Source organism: Novosphingobium sp. KA1 (assembly GCF_017309955.1).
Classification (GTDB): domain Bacteria; phylum Pseudomonadota; class Alphaproteobacteria; order Sphingomonadales; family Sphingomonadaceae; genus Novosphingobium.
Genome location: NZ_CP021247.1, coordinates 2783173 through 2800325, shown reverse-complemented (window position 1 = coordinate 2800325; position 17153 = coordinate 2783173). Strand labels below are relative to the sequence as shown.

The 17153-nt window shown below is 66.1% G+C and carries 11 protein-coding genes; 6 read left to right on the top strand and 5 right to left on the bottom strand.

The window, feature by feature from the left end; genetic code table 11:
* Positions 1-104: 104 nt before the first annotated feature.
* Positions 105-2966 (top strand): pitrilysin family protein, encoded by a 2862-nt coding sequence (locus tag CA833_RS13385; protein ID WP_207078299.1) that lies wholly within the window; start codon positions 105-107, stop codon positions 2964-2966.
* Between the two features lie 43 nt (positions 2967-3009).
* On the opposite strand, the gene CA833_RS13380 is transcribed toward CA833_RS13385, so the two are convergent.
* Positions 3010-3888 (bottom strand): oxaloacetate decarboxylase, encoded by an 879-nt coding sequence (locus CA833_RS13380; protein ID WP_142634581.1) that lies wholly within the window; start codon positions 3886-3888, stop codon positions 3010-3012.
* A gap of 209 nt (positions 3889-4097) precedes the next feature.
* Positions 4098-6509 carry a TonB-dependent receptor gene (locus CA833_RS13375; protein ID WP_207078298.1) on the bottom strand — a complete coding sequence of 804 codons (2412 nt, stop codon included), beginning with the start codon at positions 6507-6509 and terminating at the stop codon, positions 4098-4100.
* Positions 6510-6737: 228 nt separating this feature from the next.
* On the opposite strand from CA833_RS13375, the gene CA833_RS13370 reads away from it, so the two are divergent.
* Positions 6738-7424 (top strand): response regulator transcription factor, encoded by a 687-nt coding sequence (locus CA833_RS13370; RefSeq protein ID WP_142634585.1) that lies wholly within the window; start codon positions 6738-6740, stop codon positions 7422-7424.
* Positions 7425-7428: 4 nt separating this feature from the next.
* Here CA833_RS13370 and CA833_RS13365 read toward each other — a convergent pair whose 3' ends face one another.
* Positions 7429-8112 carry an HAD hydrolase-like protein gene (locus tag CA833_RS13365; RefSeq protein ID WP_207078297.1) on the bottom strand — a complete coding sequence of 228 codons (684 nt, stop codon included), beginning with the start codon at positions 8110-8112 and terminating at the stop codon, positions 7429-7431.
* 59 nt (positions 8113-8171) lie between these two features.
* Between CA833_RS13365 and glmU the strand changes: the two genes are divergently transcribed.
* Positions 8172-9548, top strand: a complete 1377-nt coding sequence (gene glmU, locus CA833_RS13360; RefSeq protein WP_207078296.1) for a bifunctional UDP-N-acetylglucosamine diphosphorylase/glucosamine-1-phosphate N-acetyltransferase GlmU — start codon at positions 8172-8174, stop codon at positions 9546-9548.
* 66 nt (positions 9549-9614) lie between these two features.
* Here glmU and CA833_RS13355 read toward each other — a convergent pair whose 3' ends face one another.
* Positions 9615-10322, bottom strand: coding sequence for a diguanylate cyclase (locus tag CA833_RS13355; RefSeq protein ID WP_142634591.1), 708 nt, complete (start codon positions 10320-10322; stop codon positions 9615-9617).
* A 166-nt stretch (positions 10323-10488) separates the two neighbouring features.
* Between CA833_RS13355 and CA833_RS13350 the strand changes: the two genes are divergently transcribed.
* The 3 genes from CA833_RS13350 (at position 10489) to CA833_RS13340 (ending at position 15719) form a co-directional block, all read left to right on the top strand.
* Positions 10489-11337 (top strand): TIGR00266 family protein, encoded by an 849-nt coding sequence (locus CA833_RS13350; RefSeq protein ID WP_142634593.1) that lies wholly within the window; start codon positions 10489-10491, stop codon positions 11335-11337.
* Positions 11338-11469: 132 nt separating this feature from the next.
* On the top strand, positions 11470-13293 hold the full coding sequence (gene glmS, locus CA833_RS13345; protein WP_207078295.1) for a glutamine--fructose-6-phosphate transaminase (isomerizing): 1824 nt from the start codon (positions 11470-11472) through the stop codon (positions 13291-13293).
* A gap of 62 nt (positions 13294-13355) precedes the next feature.
* Positions 13356-15719, top strand: coding sequence for a putative bifunctional diguanylate cyclase/phosphodiesterase (locus CA833_RS13340; RefSeq protein WP_370584514.1), 2364 nt, complete (start codon positions 13356-13358; stop codon positions 15717-15719).
* A gap of 24 nt (positions 15720-15743) precedes the next feature.
* Here the strand turns inward: CA833_RS13340 and CA833_RS13335 are convergent, their stop codons facing one another.
* Positions 15744-16964, bottom strand: a complete 1221-nt coding sequence (locus tag CA833_RS13335; protein WP_207078293.1) for an FAD-binding oxidoreductase — start codon at positions 16962-16964, stop codon at positions 15744-15746.
* Between the last annotated feature and the right edge of the window lie 189 nt (positions 16965-17153).

Here is a 17153-nt window from a genome sequence, read left to right as displayed (position 1 = left end):
CCGCAAGGTGTGCCGGGCCTTTTCGCGTCAAGGCTTGCGAAAGCGGCCTGAATTCGCACAAATCACCTCTTGTTATCAGCATCTTGCTCAGGCACTGGCGCCACATGCGAACGATTCTCATTACCGCCCTCCTCCTTGGCGCCGCCATCCCTGCCATTTCCGCTCCGGCCACGGCGCGCGAAGCCGTAGCCGCGCCGCGTGCCGAGGACAGCAGCTGGGCCTTCGAGAAGAGCGACGTCCCGGTCGATCCCGACTTTCGCTTCGGCCGCCTGTCCAACGGCATGCGTTATGTGATCCGCCACAATGCGACCCCCGCCGGCACGGCCGTGGTACGCATGGAGATCGCCGCCGGATCGCTTGACGAAACCGATGCCGAACAGGGCTTTGCGCACTTCCTCGAACACATGGCCTTCAACGGCTCGGCCCACGTCCCCGAAGGCCAGATGGTGCCGCTGCTGGAACGTGAGGGGCTGGCCTTCGGTGCCGACACCAATGCCTCGACCACCTTCGAACGCACCGTCTACAAGCTCGACCTGCCGCGCGCCGACCAACACCTGCTGGATACCGCACTGATGCTGATGCGCGAGACTGCCAGCGAGTTGACCATCGCCCAGGCTGCCGTCGACCGCGAGCGCGGCGTGATCTTCTCGGAAATGCGCGACCGCAACAGCTACGGCTACCGCAACAGCGTGGCGTCGGCCGGGTTCTTCTATCCGGCCTCGCGCTATGTCCGCCGTTTCCCGATCGGCACGACGGAAACCCTGAACGCGGCCAGCGCCGCATCGCTGCGCGCCTTCTACGAGCGCGAATACGTGCCCGCCCATGCCACGCTGGTGGTGATCGGCGATTTCGACGCGGACGCCGTGGAAACCGCCATCCGCAGCCGCTTCACCGACTGGGCACCGCGCCCCGCCGAAGCGCAGCCCGATGCCGGTCCGGTCAATCCCAAGGACAAGGACCGCACCGCCATCTGGATCGACCCCGCCCTCTCCGAGCGGCTGGTGATCCAGCGTAACGGCAAGTGGCTGGACGAGCCCGACACGATCGCCCAGCGGCAGGAAAACCTGCTGCGCTCGGTCGGCTACGACATCGTCAACCGCCGTCTCCAGCGCCTCTCCCGCAGTGCCGAACCGGCGTTCCGCGGCGCCGGTTTCGGCACCGGCGACGTGTTCGAGGCCGCTCGCTCCACCCGCCTCATCATCGACAGCGTGGACGGGAAATGGGCCGATGGCCTTGCCGCGGCCACCCGCGAATATCGCCGTGCGCTGACCGGCGGCTTCACCGATGCGGAAGTGGCCGAACAGCTCGCCCAGCTGCGCACCGCTCTGACCAATGCCGCAGGCTCGGCAAATACCCGCAGCAATGCCGCCCTTGCCGCCGCCGCGCTCTCGCTTGTCGAGGACCGTCAGGTGCCCTCGACGCCGCAAGGCGCGCTCGACCGCTTCACGGCCTTTGCCCCGCAGATCACCCCCGCCGCCGTGCTGGCGGCGATGAAGCGCGAGGCCCTCGCACTCGACAAGCCGCTGATCCGCTTCGAGGGCCGCACGGGCCCGACAGGCGGTGAAAAGGCCCTGCGCGAGGCCTGGCGCCAGGCCATGCACGCGCCGCTCCCCGCCGAGCAGGCCGCTGCCACGGCGCAGTTCGCCTATACCGATTTCGGGACCCCCGGCACGGTCGTTTCCGACACGCTCGATCCGCTTTACGGCATCCGCGAGGTGCGTTTCGCCAATGGCGTGATGCTCAACCTCAAGCATACCGACATCACCAGGGACCGCATCGCCGTCAGCGTGGCCATCGACGGCGGCAACATGCTCGACACCCGCGCCAACCCGCATGCGACCGACATGGTGCCCTACATGGACGAAGGCGGCCTCGGGAAGCACAGCCGCGACGAACTCGACACGATCATGGCCGGGCACACGCTGGGCTTCGGGCTCGGCAAGGGCGAGGCCAGCTTCGCGGCGCAAGCCGGAACGACGCCGCGCGACCTCGAATTGCAGCTGCAACTGCTCACCGCGCTGATCACCGATCCCGGTTACCGGGCGGAAGGCGAAGTGCAGTACCGCCAGCAGATCAACAACGCCTTCGCCAGCCTTCGCGCGACGCCGGGTTCGGCGATGCAGGCCGATCTCGGCACCATCGTTTCCGACAACGACCCCCGCTTCAGCCTGGGCAAGCTGGAAGATTACCGCCAGCTCACTTATGCCAAGCTGAAGGCCGATATCGGCGACCGGCTGGCGCACGGCGCCATCGAGGTCGGCATCGTCGGCGATGTCGACGAGGACAAGGCGATTGCCGATGTCGCCGCCACGCTGGGCGCCCTGCCCGCGCGCGAAACCGCCTTCCGCGAGTACGCCGACCAGCCGCCGCGCACGTTCACCACGGACCGCAAGCCGCGCGTGGTCCGCCACACCGGCCCGGCCGATCAGGCGCTGCTGCGCGTAACCTGGCCGACGCGCGACGATGCCGATGCGATCGAGACGCTCAAGCTGCAACTGCTCGAACGGGTGGTGCGCATCGAACTGACCGACAGCCTGCGCGAAGCGCTCGGCAAGGCCTATTCGCCTTCGGCCGGTGCCGCGCTGTCGCGCCGCTGGAAGGGCTACGGTACCTTTGCCGTGGCCGCCTCGGTGGACGTTGCCGACGTGCCCGCCGCCCGCAAGGCGATTGCCGATGTGATGACGCAGCTGCGCAAGGCGCCGGTGAGCGACGACGTGCTGCAACGCGCGCGCCAGCCGCTGCTCGAAGCCTTCCAGAACGCGCTCAAGAGCAATGCCGGCTGGATGGCGCTGGTGGACCGCGCCCAGACCGAGGCGGACCGCATCGAACGCTTCAAGCTGGCGCACGACCGCCTTCAGGCGCTCACCGCCGCCGACGTCGAAGCCGAAGCGCGACGCTATCTCGATCCCGCGCAGGGCCTCGAAGTGCTGGCCCTGCCGGAAGGTGTCACCGAACCTGTGAAGTAACGGATGTCCGGGCCGGGGGACACGGTCCCCCGGCTCGTCCCGTTCAGCGCGCGTGATTGGGCCGCGTCGGCCGTCCGGTGCGTTCGGCCCATTCGGCGATGAGATCGTCGTAGAGCGCCTGGTCGATCAGATCGTACTTTTCCGGGAAGTTGGCGAAGGCGCCCATCGCGCTCTTCACCGAGCCCGTCTCCATCAGTTCCCGCGCCATGGCGAGATGACCGACCGCCGCCGAGACCCAGCCCCAGGCGGTCGACAGCGTGAAGGCGGTATCCGGCAGGTTGAAACCCAGCGTGCAGACCGGGATCTTCATATGCGGGATCACCTCGGCCTGCTGCGCGGGCGGTGCGCTGGCGAAGACAATGGCGTCGGCCCCCGCCTCGGCATAGGCGTGACCGCGCCGGATCGCCTCCTCCACCGAGCCCGAGCCGCCGCCGCCATTGGCGCTGGTGTAGAGTTCGTCGCAGCGCGCAATGATGACCAGCCCGGAATCGCCCCGCGCCTTCACGCCCGCCTCGATCCGCAATTGCATGTCCTCGATGGAACACAGCCCGTTGTCGTGCTTGGAATGCTTGGGGTTCACCTCATCCTCGACATGATACCCGGCGATCCCGGCAGCGGCGTAGCGGCGCGTGAAGTGATAGGCATCGGCCACCGTCTCGCCCAGCGTATCGGCATCGACGATCAGCGGAATATCGATGGCCTGCGCGATCCGGGCCGACTGCTCGATCATCTCGACTTGCGAGAAGATCCCGTTGTCCGGGACCGCGTAGTGAAATGCCGAGCAGGCATGGCCGCCCAGATAGGCCGCCTTGAAGCCGACTTTCTGGACGATCCGCCCGGTCAGCGCCGAATAGGCCTCGGCGGCGACAAAATGCTCGCCGCTCTCGATCAGCGCACGCAGCTTTTCACCCGGTGTCGGCATCGTCGTCTCCCTCGGCGCCGCTCCTGCGGGCGTCTTTTCCAGGAGAATGGCTGGCAGACCCGCGCCGCACCGGCAAGCACCCGCCGGATCGCCCCGGCGTTCAACGCCGCAAAAAATCGCGGCACGGCCGAAGCCGCGCCGCGCGAAGGCTGTTGCAGGGAATTGAGCAGACCGGCTCCGGGATTGGAGCCCACCCGCCGAGGACAGGATCAGAAGCGAACGGTGCCTTCCACGCCGAACGTACGCGGCGGGTTGAAGTTGCCGTAAGCGCCCAGCGTGTTCTGGTTCGCATAGGAGAGACGGTAGATGTGCGTCTCGTTGAACAGGTTACGGCTCCACACCGAGACGGTCAGCTTGGTGCCGTTGTCGCTCATCGGGATGTCGGCCAGCGCGATGCGGCCGTTGACGATAAAGCTGCTCTGCGCCTTCACGTTCTCGTCCTCGAAGCTGTACTGACGGCCTGCATAGGCGGCATCGAGGTGGAACTGGACGCTCTCGTCACGGCTTCCAACCGGGATGCTGTAGTCGATGAAGCCCGAGGCCGCGTTCTTCGGCGTATAGACGATGAAGACGTTCTGATAGACCGAGGTGGTCGCGGTGCTGAGGAACGGGTTCAGCGTCTTGGGCACCTTGGTGTAGGTATAGGCATAGGATGCACCCAGCGACAGGTTGTCGATCGGATGGACGTTCAGTTCCGCCTCGACACCGCGGATCTTGGTGGTGCCCGGCGCGTTGGTCGTTTCTTGCGTGTGCAGGTTGAAGTAGGGGCTGCTGGGATCGGTGTTCACGTTGTCGAAATCGACCTGGGTACCGTCACGATCCATGATGTAGCCGGCAAGGTTCAGGCGCACCTTGCGGTCGAGGAACATCATCTTCGCGCCGACTTCGTAGGACTTCACGGTTTCCGGGCCGAAGGCATCGAAAGTCTGCGAACGGTCGTTCGCGCCGCCGGCGCGGTAGCCGGTGGAGTACTTCGCGTAGAAGTTCAGGTCCTGCGTGGCGTCATAGGCCAGCGTGACCATCGGGTCGAACCGGTCCTTGCTGTAGTGGAAGCCGTAATCGACCGCAGCGCCGTTCACGATGTCCAACGTGCCGTCGCGCTTGTCATGCGTGTAGCGCGCGCCGACCGTCAGGTGGAGCTGATCGAGCATCGGCGGGGTGTAGGTGGCCTGCGCGAAGGCGGCGAGGCTCTCGGCCTTGGCGTGGCTGTCGCGCTGGAGGAACAGCGAGTCGTCGGACCAGCCCTGGTTGCTCGAGGAGACCGTGCCGGTCACGTTCGGGCTCAGCGTAGTGTAGCCGGTGCCGTCCGCGTTCCACAGGTTCGAACTGGGCGTCGCCGCATATTCGCTGGCGTGCTCGTTGTAGTAGTAGCCGCCCGCCACGAAATCGAGGTTGGGCAGGCTGCCGACAAGCTGCAGTTCCTGGCTGAACTGGTGCTGGTCGAGGAACGAGAGCGAGTAGCGGCTGAACTTGGTGTTCGGCAGGAACACCGTGCGGTGCGCGCCGCCCGAGTTGTCGTACTGGTCGGTATCGACCTGACGCCACGCGGTGATCGAACGCAGGGTCAGATCCGAGTTCAGATCGTAGCTGAGGTTGCCCATCACGCCCTGCGTGCGGTCGGTGCTGACCTGCTGTGGCACGCCGATGTCGGCGGTCTTCATGCGCTTGTCGCCGCTGACCTGAACGAGCGGGGAAAGCGGGGCGATATAACCGCTCGGCAGCTTGCCGCCGTTGGCGGCGATCTGCGCCAGCGTGGCCACCGGCAGGTTGTTCGGGTTGTAGTTGATGAGCTGGCTGTACATCGGCGTGTTGTCGTCGCGCGACTTGTCGAACGAGATGTTCGCCGTGAAGCCGTCCACCGGCTTCCACTGGGCCTGGATGCGGCCACCGACGCGGTCGTAATAGTTCCAGCCGACCTGGCCTGCGGCGGGGTTCTTCACCGTGGCATCCTGATGCTGGTAGACGCCGTCCACCTTGATCGAGATGTTGTTGAATTCGGGCAGGTCGATGTGGGCTTCGCCGGTGCGCTGGCCGTAGTTGCCGATGCCCGCCTCCACGCGGCCGCCGAACTCGCCGGTGGGCGCCTTGGTCACGATCGACAGCGCGCCGCCTTCGGTGTTGCGGCCAAACAGCGTGCCTTGCGGACCGCGCAGGACTTCGATGCGCTGCACGTCGAACAGCGCGGCGTTCAGGCCCTGCTGGCGGCCGAGGTAGACGCCGTCGAGATAGACGCCAACGCCCTGGTCACGCGCGGTCTGGTTGGCGTCGAACGGCACGATGCCGCGAATGCCGACGGTCAGCGCCGACTGGCGCGCCTCGAAGGTGGCAACGCGCAGCGAGGGAACGGTGCCGCTGGCAAGGTCGATCAGGCTCTGGACGTGCTGCTTTTCGAGATCGGCACTGGAGACCACGGCGATGGCGATCGGCGTCTTCTGCAGGTCGGTCTCGCGCTTGGTGGCGGTGACGATGATCGGAGCCCCTTCACCGCTTTCGGCAGCTGCAGCTTCGGGTGCGGCAGCTTCGGGGGCGGCAGCGGCGTCGGCTGCAAACGCGGCAACCGGCATCTGCGCCAGCGCGACGATGCTGCACGTGGCCGCCAGACGGATGGCGTGGCGAATCATGTGGAAACTCCCTGAATCTCTCGATTTGCCCTCGCGCAGTTGCGCTGCGAGGACCGCCACCGGGGCGGCAGGGAGGCTGACTAGGCATGGCCTTGGTCAGAACCATGTTGGTTTCTTGTATTTTTCTTGACCGGATTGTGACGCCGCAAACATGACAAATTTGACACGTGTGTGGCGGCTACCTCGGGCTTATGGGACCTGATCATTTCCATCGAATTGCAGGATGCAATGATCAAATCCGGCGACATCGTGCTGACTTCGGGCGACCTCACCCACGTCGGCGCCATCCGCGACAACTTCCTGACCTTCGAGGCGGAAGTGACCGACGCAACCGATCTGTGCGCCCGCGCGCTGCGAGGACCGACATGGGTCTTCGTGGACTGGCTGCTGCCCGAAATGTCGGGATTGCAGCTTTGCGGGCTGCTGCGCGACCGTATCAACGATCACCCGCTCCACATCACCATGGTGCTGCCCGAACCCGATCCCCGCGCGCAGGCCCGCGCGCTGGAAGCAGGGGCGGACGACTACCTGATCGGCCCGCTTTCGCCCAAGGCGCTGGTGCAGCGCCTGCGTATCTACCAGCCGGTTTCGGCCGCTCGCAAGGAAGTGCCGGCAATCCAGATCGGCGAGCTGGTGATCCAGCCCGATTCGCACCTGACGCGCTACAAGGGCCTCGTCGTGCCGCTGCAATCGAACGAGCAGCGCCTGCTCAACCACTTCGCGCGCAATCCCAACCGGGTGTTCACGCGCGGCGAACTGATCGGGGTGCTCGGCAAGAGCGTCGAGGTCTGTGACGAGCGCACGGTCGATTCGTGGGTCAGCCGCCTGCGCCGCAAGCTGCGCACGATGCAGGTGCCGCACCTGCCGCGCACGGTACGCTCGTTCGGCTACGTCTTCGACAACATGGAAGCCTGACGGGTCAGAGCCGCTCCAGCACCGGGATGAGTTCGTCGAAATGGTCGATCACCGCCGCCGCGCCGAGATCTTGCGGAGCCCGGTCGTTGAAACCGAAGCTGACGGCAACGCAGGGAATGCCCGCCGTCGCCGCCGCCCCGGTATCGTAGGTCGTATCGCCGACAAACGCCGCCCGGATCGGACGCTCACCGGCGCCGGCCCGTTCCAGCATCAGTTCGATCAGGTCGGGCCTGGGCTTGGCGCGCCCGGGGCCCAGGGTATCGCCGCCGATCACGGTGAAGAAACGGTCGGTCAGGCCCAGTTCGGCAAAGATCTCCACCGCCAGCCGTTCCAGCTTGTTGGTAACGACTGCCACCTTCACGCCGCGCGCGGCCAGCCCGTCGAGCATCGCCTCGCCGCCCGGGTAGAAGCGCGTGGTATGGGCCACATTGTCCGCATAGAAATCGAGCAGCGCGGCGTGGAGTTCGTCCAGCCGCTCGTCCGAAACCCCGCCGCCAGTGACTTCGAGGCCCTTGGCGAGCATCTTTTTCGCGCCGCCGCCGACAAGATCGCGCACCCCGTCCACGGCAATGGCTGGCCGCCCTTCGATCGCAAGCGCATGATTGAGCGCCACGGCAAGATCGCCGAGCGTATCGAGAAGGGTGCCGTCAAGATCGAAGCCGACTACGTCGAAAGGGAACTGCGTCATCCCCTCTTCAGTGCCTCCCCGAAGTAGAAACCGCAACAATTTGCTGGCAAGTGATGAACATGGTCGAAAATTCCAATCCGCTCGCAATCGTCGTCCTCGCCGCCGGCAAGGGCACCCGCATGAAGAGCGACCTGCACAAGGTCCTTCATCCCATCGCCGGCCGGCCGATGCTGGAACATCTGCTGCAAAGCGCCGCCGCGCTTGCCCCTGAGAAACAGGTGGTGGTGGCCGGGCACGGCCGCGAACAGCTTGAAAAGGCGCTGGGCAGCCGCGCCACCATCGCGGTGCAGGACCCGCAACTGGGCACCGGCCACGCGGTGCAGCAGGCGGAAGATGCGCTCACCGGGTTTTCGGGCGACGTGCTGGTTCTTTATGGCGACGTGCCTTTCGTCAGCACCGAGACGATGCGCGCGATGATCGACCGGCTCCATGCGCCGGACGCGCCGGCCGTGGTCGTGCTCGGCTTCGAGCCGGAAGACCCGCTGCAATATGGCCGCGTGCTGGCCCATGACGATGGCCGCATCGCCATGATGGTCGAATACAAGGACGCCACCGAGGAACAGCGCGCCTGCCGCCTGTGCAATTCGGGCCTGATGGCGGTGAAGTCGGCCGACCTGTTCGACCTGCTATCCCGCGTCGGCAACGACAATGCGCAAGGGGAATATTACCTTGTCGACATCGTCAACGTGGCGACGCTGGACGGTCGCACTTGCGCGGTGATCGTCACCCAGGATCCGCACGAAGTGGGCGGCATCAACAGCCGCGGCGAACTGGCCGAGGCGGAAGGCCGCTGGCAGGCCCGCCGCCGCGCGGCGGCCATGGCCGACGGCGTCTCGCTGATCGCGCCCGAAACCGTGTTTTTCGCCTGGGACACGCAGCTTGGCCGCGACGTCACCGTGGAGCCCAACGTGGTGTTCGGCCCCGGCGTTTCGATAGCCGACGGAGTGACCATCCACGCTTTCTCGCACATCGAAGGCGCGACGATCGAAACCGGCGTGAGTGTCGGCCCTTATGCCCGCCTGCGCCCCGGCGCGCTGCTGCGGCAGGGTTCCAAGGTCGGCAACTTCGTCGAGATCAAGAACGCGGAACTGGGCGAAGGCGCCAAGGCCAATCACCTCACTTACGTCGGCGATGCCACGGTCGGCGCCAGGGCCAACCTCGGCGCGGGCACGATCACCTGCAACTATGACGGCTACTTCAAGTACCGCACCGTCATCGGCGAAGGTGCGTTCATCGGCTCCAACAGCGCGCTGGTCGCCCCGGTGAAGATCGGCGCCGATGCCATCGTCGCGGCGGGCAGCACGGTGACGCGCGACGTGGGTGACGGCGAGCTTCGCCTCGTGCGCGGCGAACAGCTGGTCAAGCCCGGCTGGGCCGACCGCTTCCACGACGCGATGAAGAAGAAAAAGGCCGAAAAGGCCGCCGAGGCCAAGTAAGGCCCCAAGTAAGACGGCGCCAAGCAAAAAGACGGAGGGCGGCTGATGCCGCCCTCGCCCTTGAACTCAGGAGCCGATGGCCTGACGCTGGGCGATGAAGTCCAGTTCGGTTTTTGCCGCGGCATTGCCCGCATCATACGCAAGCGACTGCGAGAACATCGTCTTCGCCTCGTCCAGGCGGCCAAGCTCGATCAGGTTGAAACCCATGCCGCGCAGCGCGCGGGCAGCGATCCCGGCATCCGGCCCCTTGGTATCCTTGTCCACCACCGACCAGGCGCGCGCGAACAGGTCGTAGCTTTCCTGGAACTGCCGGCGAGACTTGAACAACTCGGCATATTCGTTGGCATAATGCGCATTGTCCGGCGCCAGTTCGGTGGCGCGGCGCAGTTCCGCCTCGGCCAGATCGCCCCGGCCAAGATCGACCAGCGCAAATCCCTTGCCGAAATGCGCGTCGCATACCGCGCTGCTGACCATCACCGCATCGCGCGGCGCGGCATGGCCCGACGCCTTTTCCGACAGGCACAGGCGCGGCCGGGCATCGCCCGTCAGCCCCTGCTCATTGGCGGAAATCACCGAATCGAACAGCTTCACCGCCTTGCCGGGCTTGCCCGCCCGGATCATGTCGAAACCACGGCTGACCATGCCGACATATTCGGCGTGGGCAGCGCTGCTGATCAGCGCAATCGGCGTAGCTTCGCCGGCGGTTGCAAGACCCGGAATCGCCGAAGCGGCGACGGAAACCAGCAACGAAACCGACTTCATCATGAAGTTCATCGGCACAGTCCTCTCCCGATCGGACCTTCGTGCGCCAGTCTGTGCCGGGCTGTTTCATCGAATGGTCTTCGTCGAAGTTCCTAGAGTATCCGACGAGCGCAGTTTGACAAGATGTTTCGCCGCACCCAGATCACGGCAAACCTTATTTCAACATCCGGAGTTTTTCATGCCCACCAGCCCCTGGAGCCACAGCCGCAGCGCCTCCGTGGCCGACGATGTCGACTTCGAGATCAAGGGTCAGGAGCTCCAGTTCGTTGAAATCGAACTGGATCCCGGTGAAAGCGCGGTCGCCGAAGCAGGCGCGATGGTCTGGAAAGACGCCCCGATCACGATGTCCACGGTGTTCGGCGACGGCTCCGAACAGCAGGGCGGCGGCTTCATGGGCAAGCTGCTCGGCGCCGGCAAGCGACTCGTGACCGGGGAGAGCCTGTTCACCACTGTCTTCACGCACGAAGGTCGCGGGAAGGCCCGAGTCGCGTTCGCGGCGCCGATTCCCGGCTCGATCGTGCCGATCAAGCTGGACGAGATCGGCGGCCGCCTGATCTGCCAGAAGGACGCCTTCCTCTGCGCCGCGCGCGGCGTGTCGATCGGCATCCACTTCCAGCAGAAGATCATGACCGGCCTGTTCGGTGGTGAGGGCTTCATCATGCAGCGGCTGGACGGCGACGGCTGGGTCTTCGTGCAGATGGGCGGCACCGTGATCGAACGCACGCTGGAGCCGGGTGAGGAACTGCATATCGACACCGGCTGCGTCGCCGCCTTCACCTCGGGAATCGATTTCGACGTGATCCGCGCAGGCTCGGTCAAGTCGATGATCTTCGGCGGCGAAGGCGTGTTCTTTGCCCGCCTGCGCGGGCCCGGAAAAGTCTGGATCCAGTCCCTGCCGTTCTCGCGCCTGGCCGGGCGGATGATGGCGGCGGCGATGCCCTATGGCGGGCAAAATCGCGGCGAAAGCACCCTGCTCGGCCTTGGCGCGCTGGGCGGACTTGCAGGCATGATCGACGGCGACGATTGAGCCCCTGCCTCCCGATCAAAATTCCCGCGGCTTTGCACACATTACCAAGCCTTCATGGTGGCGCCACCAAACGCCAACGATTATCGGCGTAAGGGCAAGGCAGTCTCGTCTCGAACAAGGTACTTCAAGCGCATGTGTGGAATCATCGGCATCGTCGGCAAGGAACAGGTCGCGGATCGGCTCGTCGACGGCCTTCGGCGCATGGAATATCGCGGATATGACAGCGCCGGCGTCTGCACGGTCGAAAACGGCCAGCTGATCCGCCGCCGTGCTCAGGGCAAGCTGATCAACCTCGTCAACGAACTGGCCCGCGACCCCGCCGATGGCCTGATCGGCATCGCCCATACCCGCTGGGCCACCCACGGCGCGCCCACCGCCGCCAACGCCCACCCCCATGCGACCGGGCACCTCGCCCTCGTCCACAACGGCATCATCGAGAACTTCCGCCCCCTTCGCGAAGCTCTCGAATCGCGGGGCCGCACGTTCGAGAGCCAGACCGACACCGAAGTGGTCGCCCATCTCGTGTCCGAACAGGTCGAGGCCGGGCTTTCGCCGGAAGAGGCCGTAAAGGTCGTCCTTCCGCAGCTTCGCGGCGCCTTTGCCCTTGCCATCGCCTTCCGCCAGCACCCCGACCTCCTGATCGGCGCCCGCCTCGGCTCGCCGCTGGTCGTTGGCTACGGCGAGGGCGAGACCTATCTTGGCTCGGACGCGCTGGCCCTTGCCCCGCTGACGCAGCGCATTTCCTACCTCGAGGAAGGCGACTGGGTGGTCATCACCCGCGAGGGCGCGCGGATCTTCGATGCGGACAACAACCCGGTAGAGCGCGAAATCGTCTCCTCCGGCGCCTCGGCGGTCGCCATCGAGAAGGGCAATTACCGCCACTTCATGCAAAAGGAGATCTTCGAGCAGCCGACCGTAGTGGCGCAGACCCTGCGCAGCTACATCCACCAGGTGGATCAGTCGGTCGCCCTGCCGCAGATCGATTTCGACCTTTCGGCAATCAAGCGCATCACCATCGTCGCCTGCGGCACCAGCTTCTACGCGGGCATGGTCGCAAAGTACTGGATCGAGACCTTCGCCCGCCTGCCGGTCGACATCGATGTGGCGTCCGAATTCCGCTACCGCGACCCCGTTCTGGAGCCGGGCGGCCTGGCGCTCTTCATCTCGCAGTCGGGCGAGACGGCGGACACGCTGGCCGCGCTCAAGCACTGCAAGGCGGCCGGGCAGACCATCGCCGTCGTCGTCAACGTGCCCACCAGCACGATGGCCCGCGAGGCGGACCTGCTGCTGCCGACCCACGCGGGCCCCGAAATCGGCGTCGCCTCCACCAAGGCCTTCACCTGCCAGTTGGCCGTGCTCGCCGCTTTGGCCGCGCATCTTGCCGTCAAGCGCGGGCGCATGGACCGCGCGGAAGAGAACGAGGTCGTCCAGCACCTGCTGCAGACCCCGGCCAGCCTCAACGCCGCACTCGCCTTCGACGAAGAGATCGCGGCGATGGCGCATCTTATCGCCCCTGCCCGCGACGTGCTCTATCTCGGGCGCGGGCCGGACTATCCGCTGGCCCTCGAAGGCGCGCTGAAGCTCAAGGAAATCAGCTACATCCACGCCGAAGGGTATGCCTCGGGCGAAATGAAGCACGGTCCCATCGCGCTGATCGACGAAGCCGTGCCGGTGATCGTCCTCGCCCCTTCCGGCCCGCTGTTCGAAAAGACCGTCAGCAACATGCAGGAAGTGCGCGCGCGCGGCGGCAAGGTGGTGCTGATCTCCGACGCCGAAGGCATTGCCGAGGCGGGCGAAGGCTGCATCGCCACGATCGAGATGCCGCGTGTCCACCCGCTGATCGCGCCGCTGGTCTATGCCGTGCCGGTACAGCTTCTGGCCTATCACGTCGCCTGCGTGAAGGGCACCGACGTCGACCAGCCCCGCAACCTCGCCAAGAGCGTGACCGTCGAGTAGTTTCCTGCCGGGGCCCGCGCCCTTTTACCTCATAATAACCCTTCGGCCGCTATCCAGACTACGTGGAAAAACGGTCGCAATCACCTCAAGCTCTCCCGAAGGAGCTGCCCGTCCTTGCCGTGCTCGGTTTTACCGAGCCGGCAGAGGGTGACTGGGCACACCTTCGCGGTCTCCAGTACTCCTGCCTTGCCCGCGCGAAGGCGGTACGCATGGCAACACAAGTGGCGGCCATCATCGCCGCCATCGCGGTGCTGCTGCGCCACCTGCCCCCGCTCGCCATAGCCGGCTGGGCGGGCTGCGCCTTCATCGTCCTGTGGTGGGGCATGCGAAACGAGCGCCAGTTCGCCGATGCCGAACGGCGCCGCCTGACCCGCGCCGAAATTCGCAGCCATGCCGTGACAGTCATTGCCCGCGCGGTGATCTGGGCCATCCCGGTCTGCGCTTTCGGGCCCTTCGTCGACCAGCAGGTACAAGTCAAACTCTGGACCGTGGTCGCCATGCTGATGACCGCCTGCGCGGTTCTGGTGCCCGGCGTACCGCTGGGCACACTGATCTTCACCAGCATCGTCGGCGGCTCGACGATCGCCTACTTCATCGTCCTTGGCACCTATGACATGGCGCTGGTCGGCCTGGCCTTCGTGGGCGTCGTCATTGCCGGGGCCGTGGAAAGCGCGCGCCAGTACCTTTCGACCAAGGTTGCCGAAGCCGGCATGCACGAGCGTGACGAGGTCGTCTCGATGCTGCTGCGCGAGTTCGAGGAGGGCGAGGCCGACTGGCTCTGGCAGATCGACACCGCCCGCCGCGTCCGCGCCGTGTCCCCCCGCTTCGCCTTTGCGCTGGGCCGCGATGCCTCCGAGATCGAAGGCGTCCCCTTCATCCAGCTGATCGCCGGCTCCGCCTGGGACAGCGGCCAGTTCCCGCCCAGCCTTCATGACCTTGCCGAACGCCTCAAGCGCCGCGAGAGCTTCTCGAACGTGCTGGTGCGCGTCTCGATTGACGGCCACCCGCGCTGGTGGGAGCTTTCCGGCACCCCCAAGATCAGCGACAACGGCCAGTTCGACGGCTTCCGCGGCGTCGGCTCGGACGTCACCGAAGCGCGCGAGAATTCCGACAAGATCGCCTGGCTCGCCCGCTACGATACGCTGACCGGCCTGCCCAACCGCCTGATGCTGACCGAGGCGCTGGGCGAAGCACTGGTCTATGCCGAACAGTGGCGCACCCGCTGCGCCTTCCTGATGATCGACCTCGACCGGTTCAAGGCCGTCAACGACACGCTCGGCCACCTCGTCGGCGACCAGTTGCTCGCCCGCGTGTCCGAGCGGCTCAAGAGCCAGATGACCGACAGCGAACTGTGCGGCCGCCTCGGCGGCGACGAATTCGCCATCGTCATCCGCGATGCTTCGGACCTCGAACATGTGAACCGCGTGGCGCAGCGGGTGATCCACTCCCTGTCGCAGCCCTACCACGTGGACCATCACACGCTTTACGTGGGCGCCTCGGTCGGCTCCGCGATCGGCCCGCGCGACGGGCAGACGGTCGAGACGCTTATGCGCAATGCCGACCTTGCCCTCTACCGTTCGAAGGACGGCGGCGGCAACGCCCATTACACGTACGAGCCCGCGCTCCACGCCCATGCCGAAGAGCGCCGCCAGCTCGAATTCTCGCTGCGCGCGGCGCTCCAGCGCGAGGAATTCACGCTCAATTACCAGCCCGTGGTCGATGCCCATAGCGAAGGCGTGCTCTCGTTCGAGGCCCTGCTGCGCTGGAACAGCAAGGAACACGGTTTCGTCAGCCCGGCAAAGTTCATCCCGCTGGCCGAGGACACCCGCCTGATCGTCCCGATCGGCGAATGGGTGCTCAAGGAAGCCTGCCGCGAAGCGATGAACTGGCCCGAGCATGTGCGCGTGGCGGTCAACGTCTCGGGCGAGCAACTCCTCGACCACAACTTCGCGCCGAGCGTCGTCGCCGCCCTCACCCAGAGCGGGCTCTCCGCCTCGCGCCTCGAACTGGAAGTGACCGAAAGCATCTTCCTGCGCGATGCCACCCTTGCCCGTTCGGCGCTGGAACAGGTCATGGCGCTGGGCTGCAAGATCGCGCTCGACGACTTCGGCACCGGCTATTCCTCGCTCGGCTACCTGCGCAAGCTGCGCTTCTCGACCATCAAGGTCGACCGCTCCTTCGTGCAGGGCGCCGCGACCGGCAATGCCGAAAGCCTCGCGATCATCCGCGCCGTCGTTGCCATGGCGGACAGCCTCGACATGTCGACCACGGCGGAAGGCGCGGAGACCGAGAAGGAAGTCGAAATGATCCGCCAGCTCGGTTGCCGCAAGATCCAGGGCTACTATTTCGGCCGCCCGATGTCGGCACGCGACGCCCTCGGGCTGTTCCGCAACCGCAGTTTTGTACACGACCAGTCGGCGGCCTGAACGGCCGCCGACCGGCGGACGCCCTTACGCAAAACGCTCGATGTCGAAGGGCGCCAGTTGTGCCACCGGCTCCCCGCCCGCCATCGCCGCCGCCATGAGCCGGGCCGTGATCGGCGCCAGCGTCAGGCCGAGATGCTGGTGCCCGAAGGCATAATGCAGGTTGTCGACCCGGCGCGAGCGACCGATGGCGGGCAGGTAGTCCGGCAGCGTCGGGCGGCAGCCCATCCAGCGCCGGAACGGCCCCGCGATCGGCAGTCCCAGTTCGCGCACATGGCGTTCGAGACGCTCCCACTTGCGGGGATCGGCAGGCGCGTCGGGATCGCCCAGTTCGACAAAGCTCGCCGCCTGCACGCAGTCCCGGTAGCGCGTGACGATCATCGAGCGTTCCTCGAACACCACGGGAGGCAAGTCCGCCGCCCAACCTGAAGCATCCGCGCGCACGTGATAGCCGCGCTCGGCAATGATCGGCACCTTGTGGCCGGCCGCTTCCATCAGGGCACGCGAACGCACGCCGGCGCAGATCAGGATCGTATCGGCCTCCACGCCCGGCAGGACGGCCTTGCCGCCTTGCACGTGCAGTTCCGCGTGGCGCTCCACGATCACCCCGCCGCGCTGCACGAACGCCGCGCGCAGCGCCTTGCGGAGATCGCCGAGGTCGGCAATCTGCCCGCTGCCGGTAAAACGCACCGCCCCCGCCGCCGGCTGGGCGCCAAGACCATCCAGCACCGCACGCTCGGCCGCGCTGACGTCCTGGACACGCGCGGCACCGGTATCCGCGCTTTCCCAGGCCTTGCGCCCGGAAATCGCAGCCTGTTCACCGTGCCAGACGATGAAATGGCCATCCTCGCGCAGCAGATCCGGCGCGCCGATGGCATCGGCCATGGTGCGCCAGGCCGGCATCGCCTCTGCCATCAGCGGACGCAGCGCCGCGCAGCCCTTGCGGAACTGCGCCGGGCGCGATGCAGCCAGCAAGCGCAGTCCGAACGGCAACCAGCGGCCGATCGCGGAAGGCGGAAACGCCAGCGCGCCGCCGCGCGAGAACAGTCGGCCCGGCAGGCTGCGCACGGCTTCCATCGAGGCCAGCGGCTCCACCTGCTCGACGGCGATATGGCCGGCATTGCCCCACGATGCCGCCGCGCCTGCGAGGTCGTCGTCGACCACGGTGACCGCACGCCCCGCGTCCAGCAGGGCGATGCCCGTGCAAAGCCCCACGACCCCGCCGCCGACGATTGCTGTACGCCCCACAAAAACTCCGTTGCATTGCTTCGATTAGATCGTATACCATATATAGTCAGCACGATCACCAGGCAAGGTTTTCCGACCGCATGTCCACCGTTTCCGCCTTTCCGACTGCAAGCCACGCGCCGCACATGGCAATGGCCAATGTCGCGTTGCGGAAATGTAATTTGGTTCGATTGCGGCGACCGGAGTCAT

Bases quoted from the DNA above. Each gene is read 5' to 3' on its own strand.
- CA833_RS13380 (WP_142634581.1), bottom strand. From the start codon at position 3,888: ATGCCGACACCGGGTGAAAAGCTGCGTGCGCTGATCGAGAGCGGCGAG.
- CA833_RS13375 (WP_207078298.1), bottom strand. From the start codon at position 6,509: ATGATTCGCCACGCCATCCGTCTGGCGGCCACGTGCAGCATCGTCGCG.
- CA833_RS13350 (WP_142634593.1), top strand. From the start codon at position 10,489: ATGCCCACCAGCCCCTGGAGCCACAGCCGCAGCGCCTCCGTGGCCGAC.
- glmU (WP_207078296.1), top strand. From the start codon at position 8,172: ATGGTCGAAAATTCCAATCCGCTCGCAATCGTCGTCCTCGCCGCCGGC.
- CA833_RS13355 (WP_142634591.1), bottom strand. From the start codon at position 10,322: ATGAACTTCATGATGAAGTCGGTTTCGTTGCTGGTTTCCGTCGCCGCT.
- CA833_RS13385 (WP_207078299.1), top strand. From the start codon at position 105: ATGCGAACGATTCTCATTACCGCCCTCCTCCTTGGCGCCGCCATCCCT.
- CA833_RS13365 (WP_207078297.1), bottom strand. From the start codon at position 8,112: ATGACGCAGTTCCCTTTCGACGTAGTCGGCTTCGATCTTGACGGCACC.
- CA833_RS13370 (WP_142634585.1), top strand. From the start codon at position 6,738: ATGATCAAATCCGGCGACATCGTGCTGACTTCGGGCGACCTCACCCAC.
- glmS (WP_207078295.1), top strand. From the start codon at position 11,470: ATGTGTGGAATCATCGGCATCGTCGGCAAGGAACAGGTCGCGGATCGG.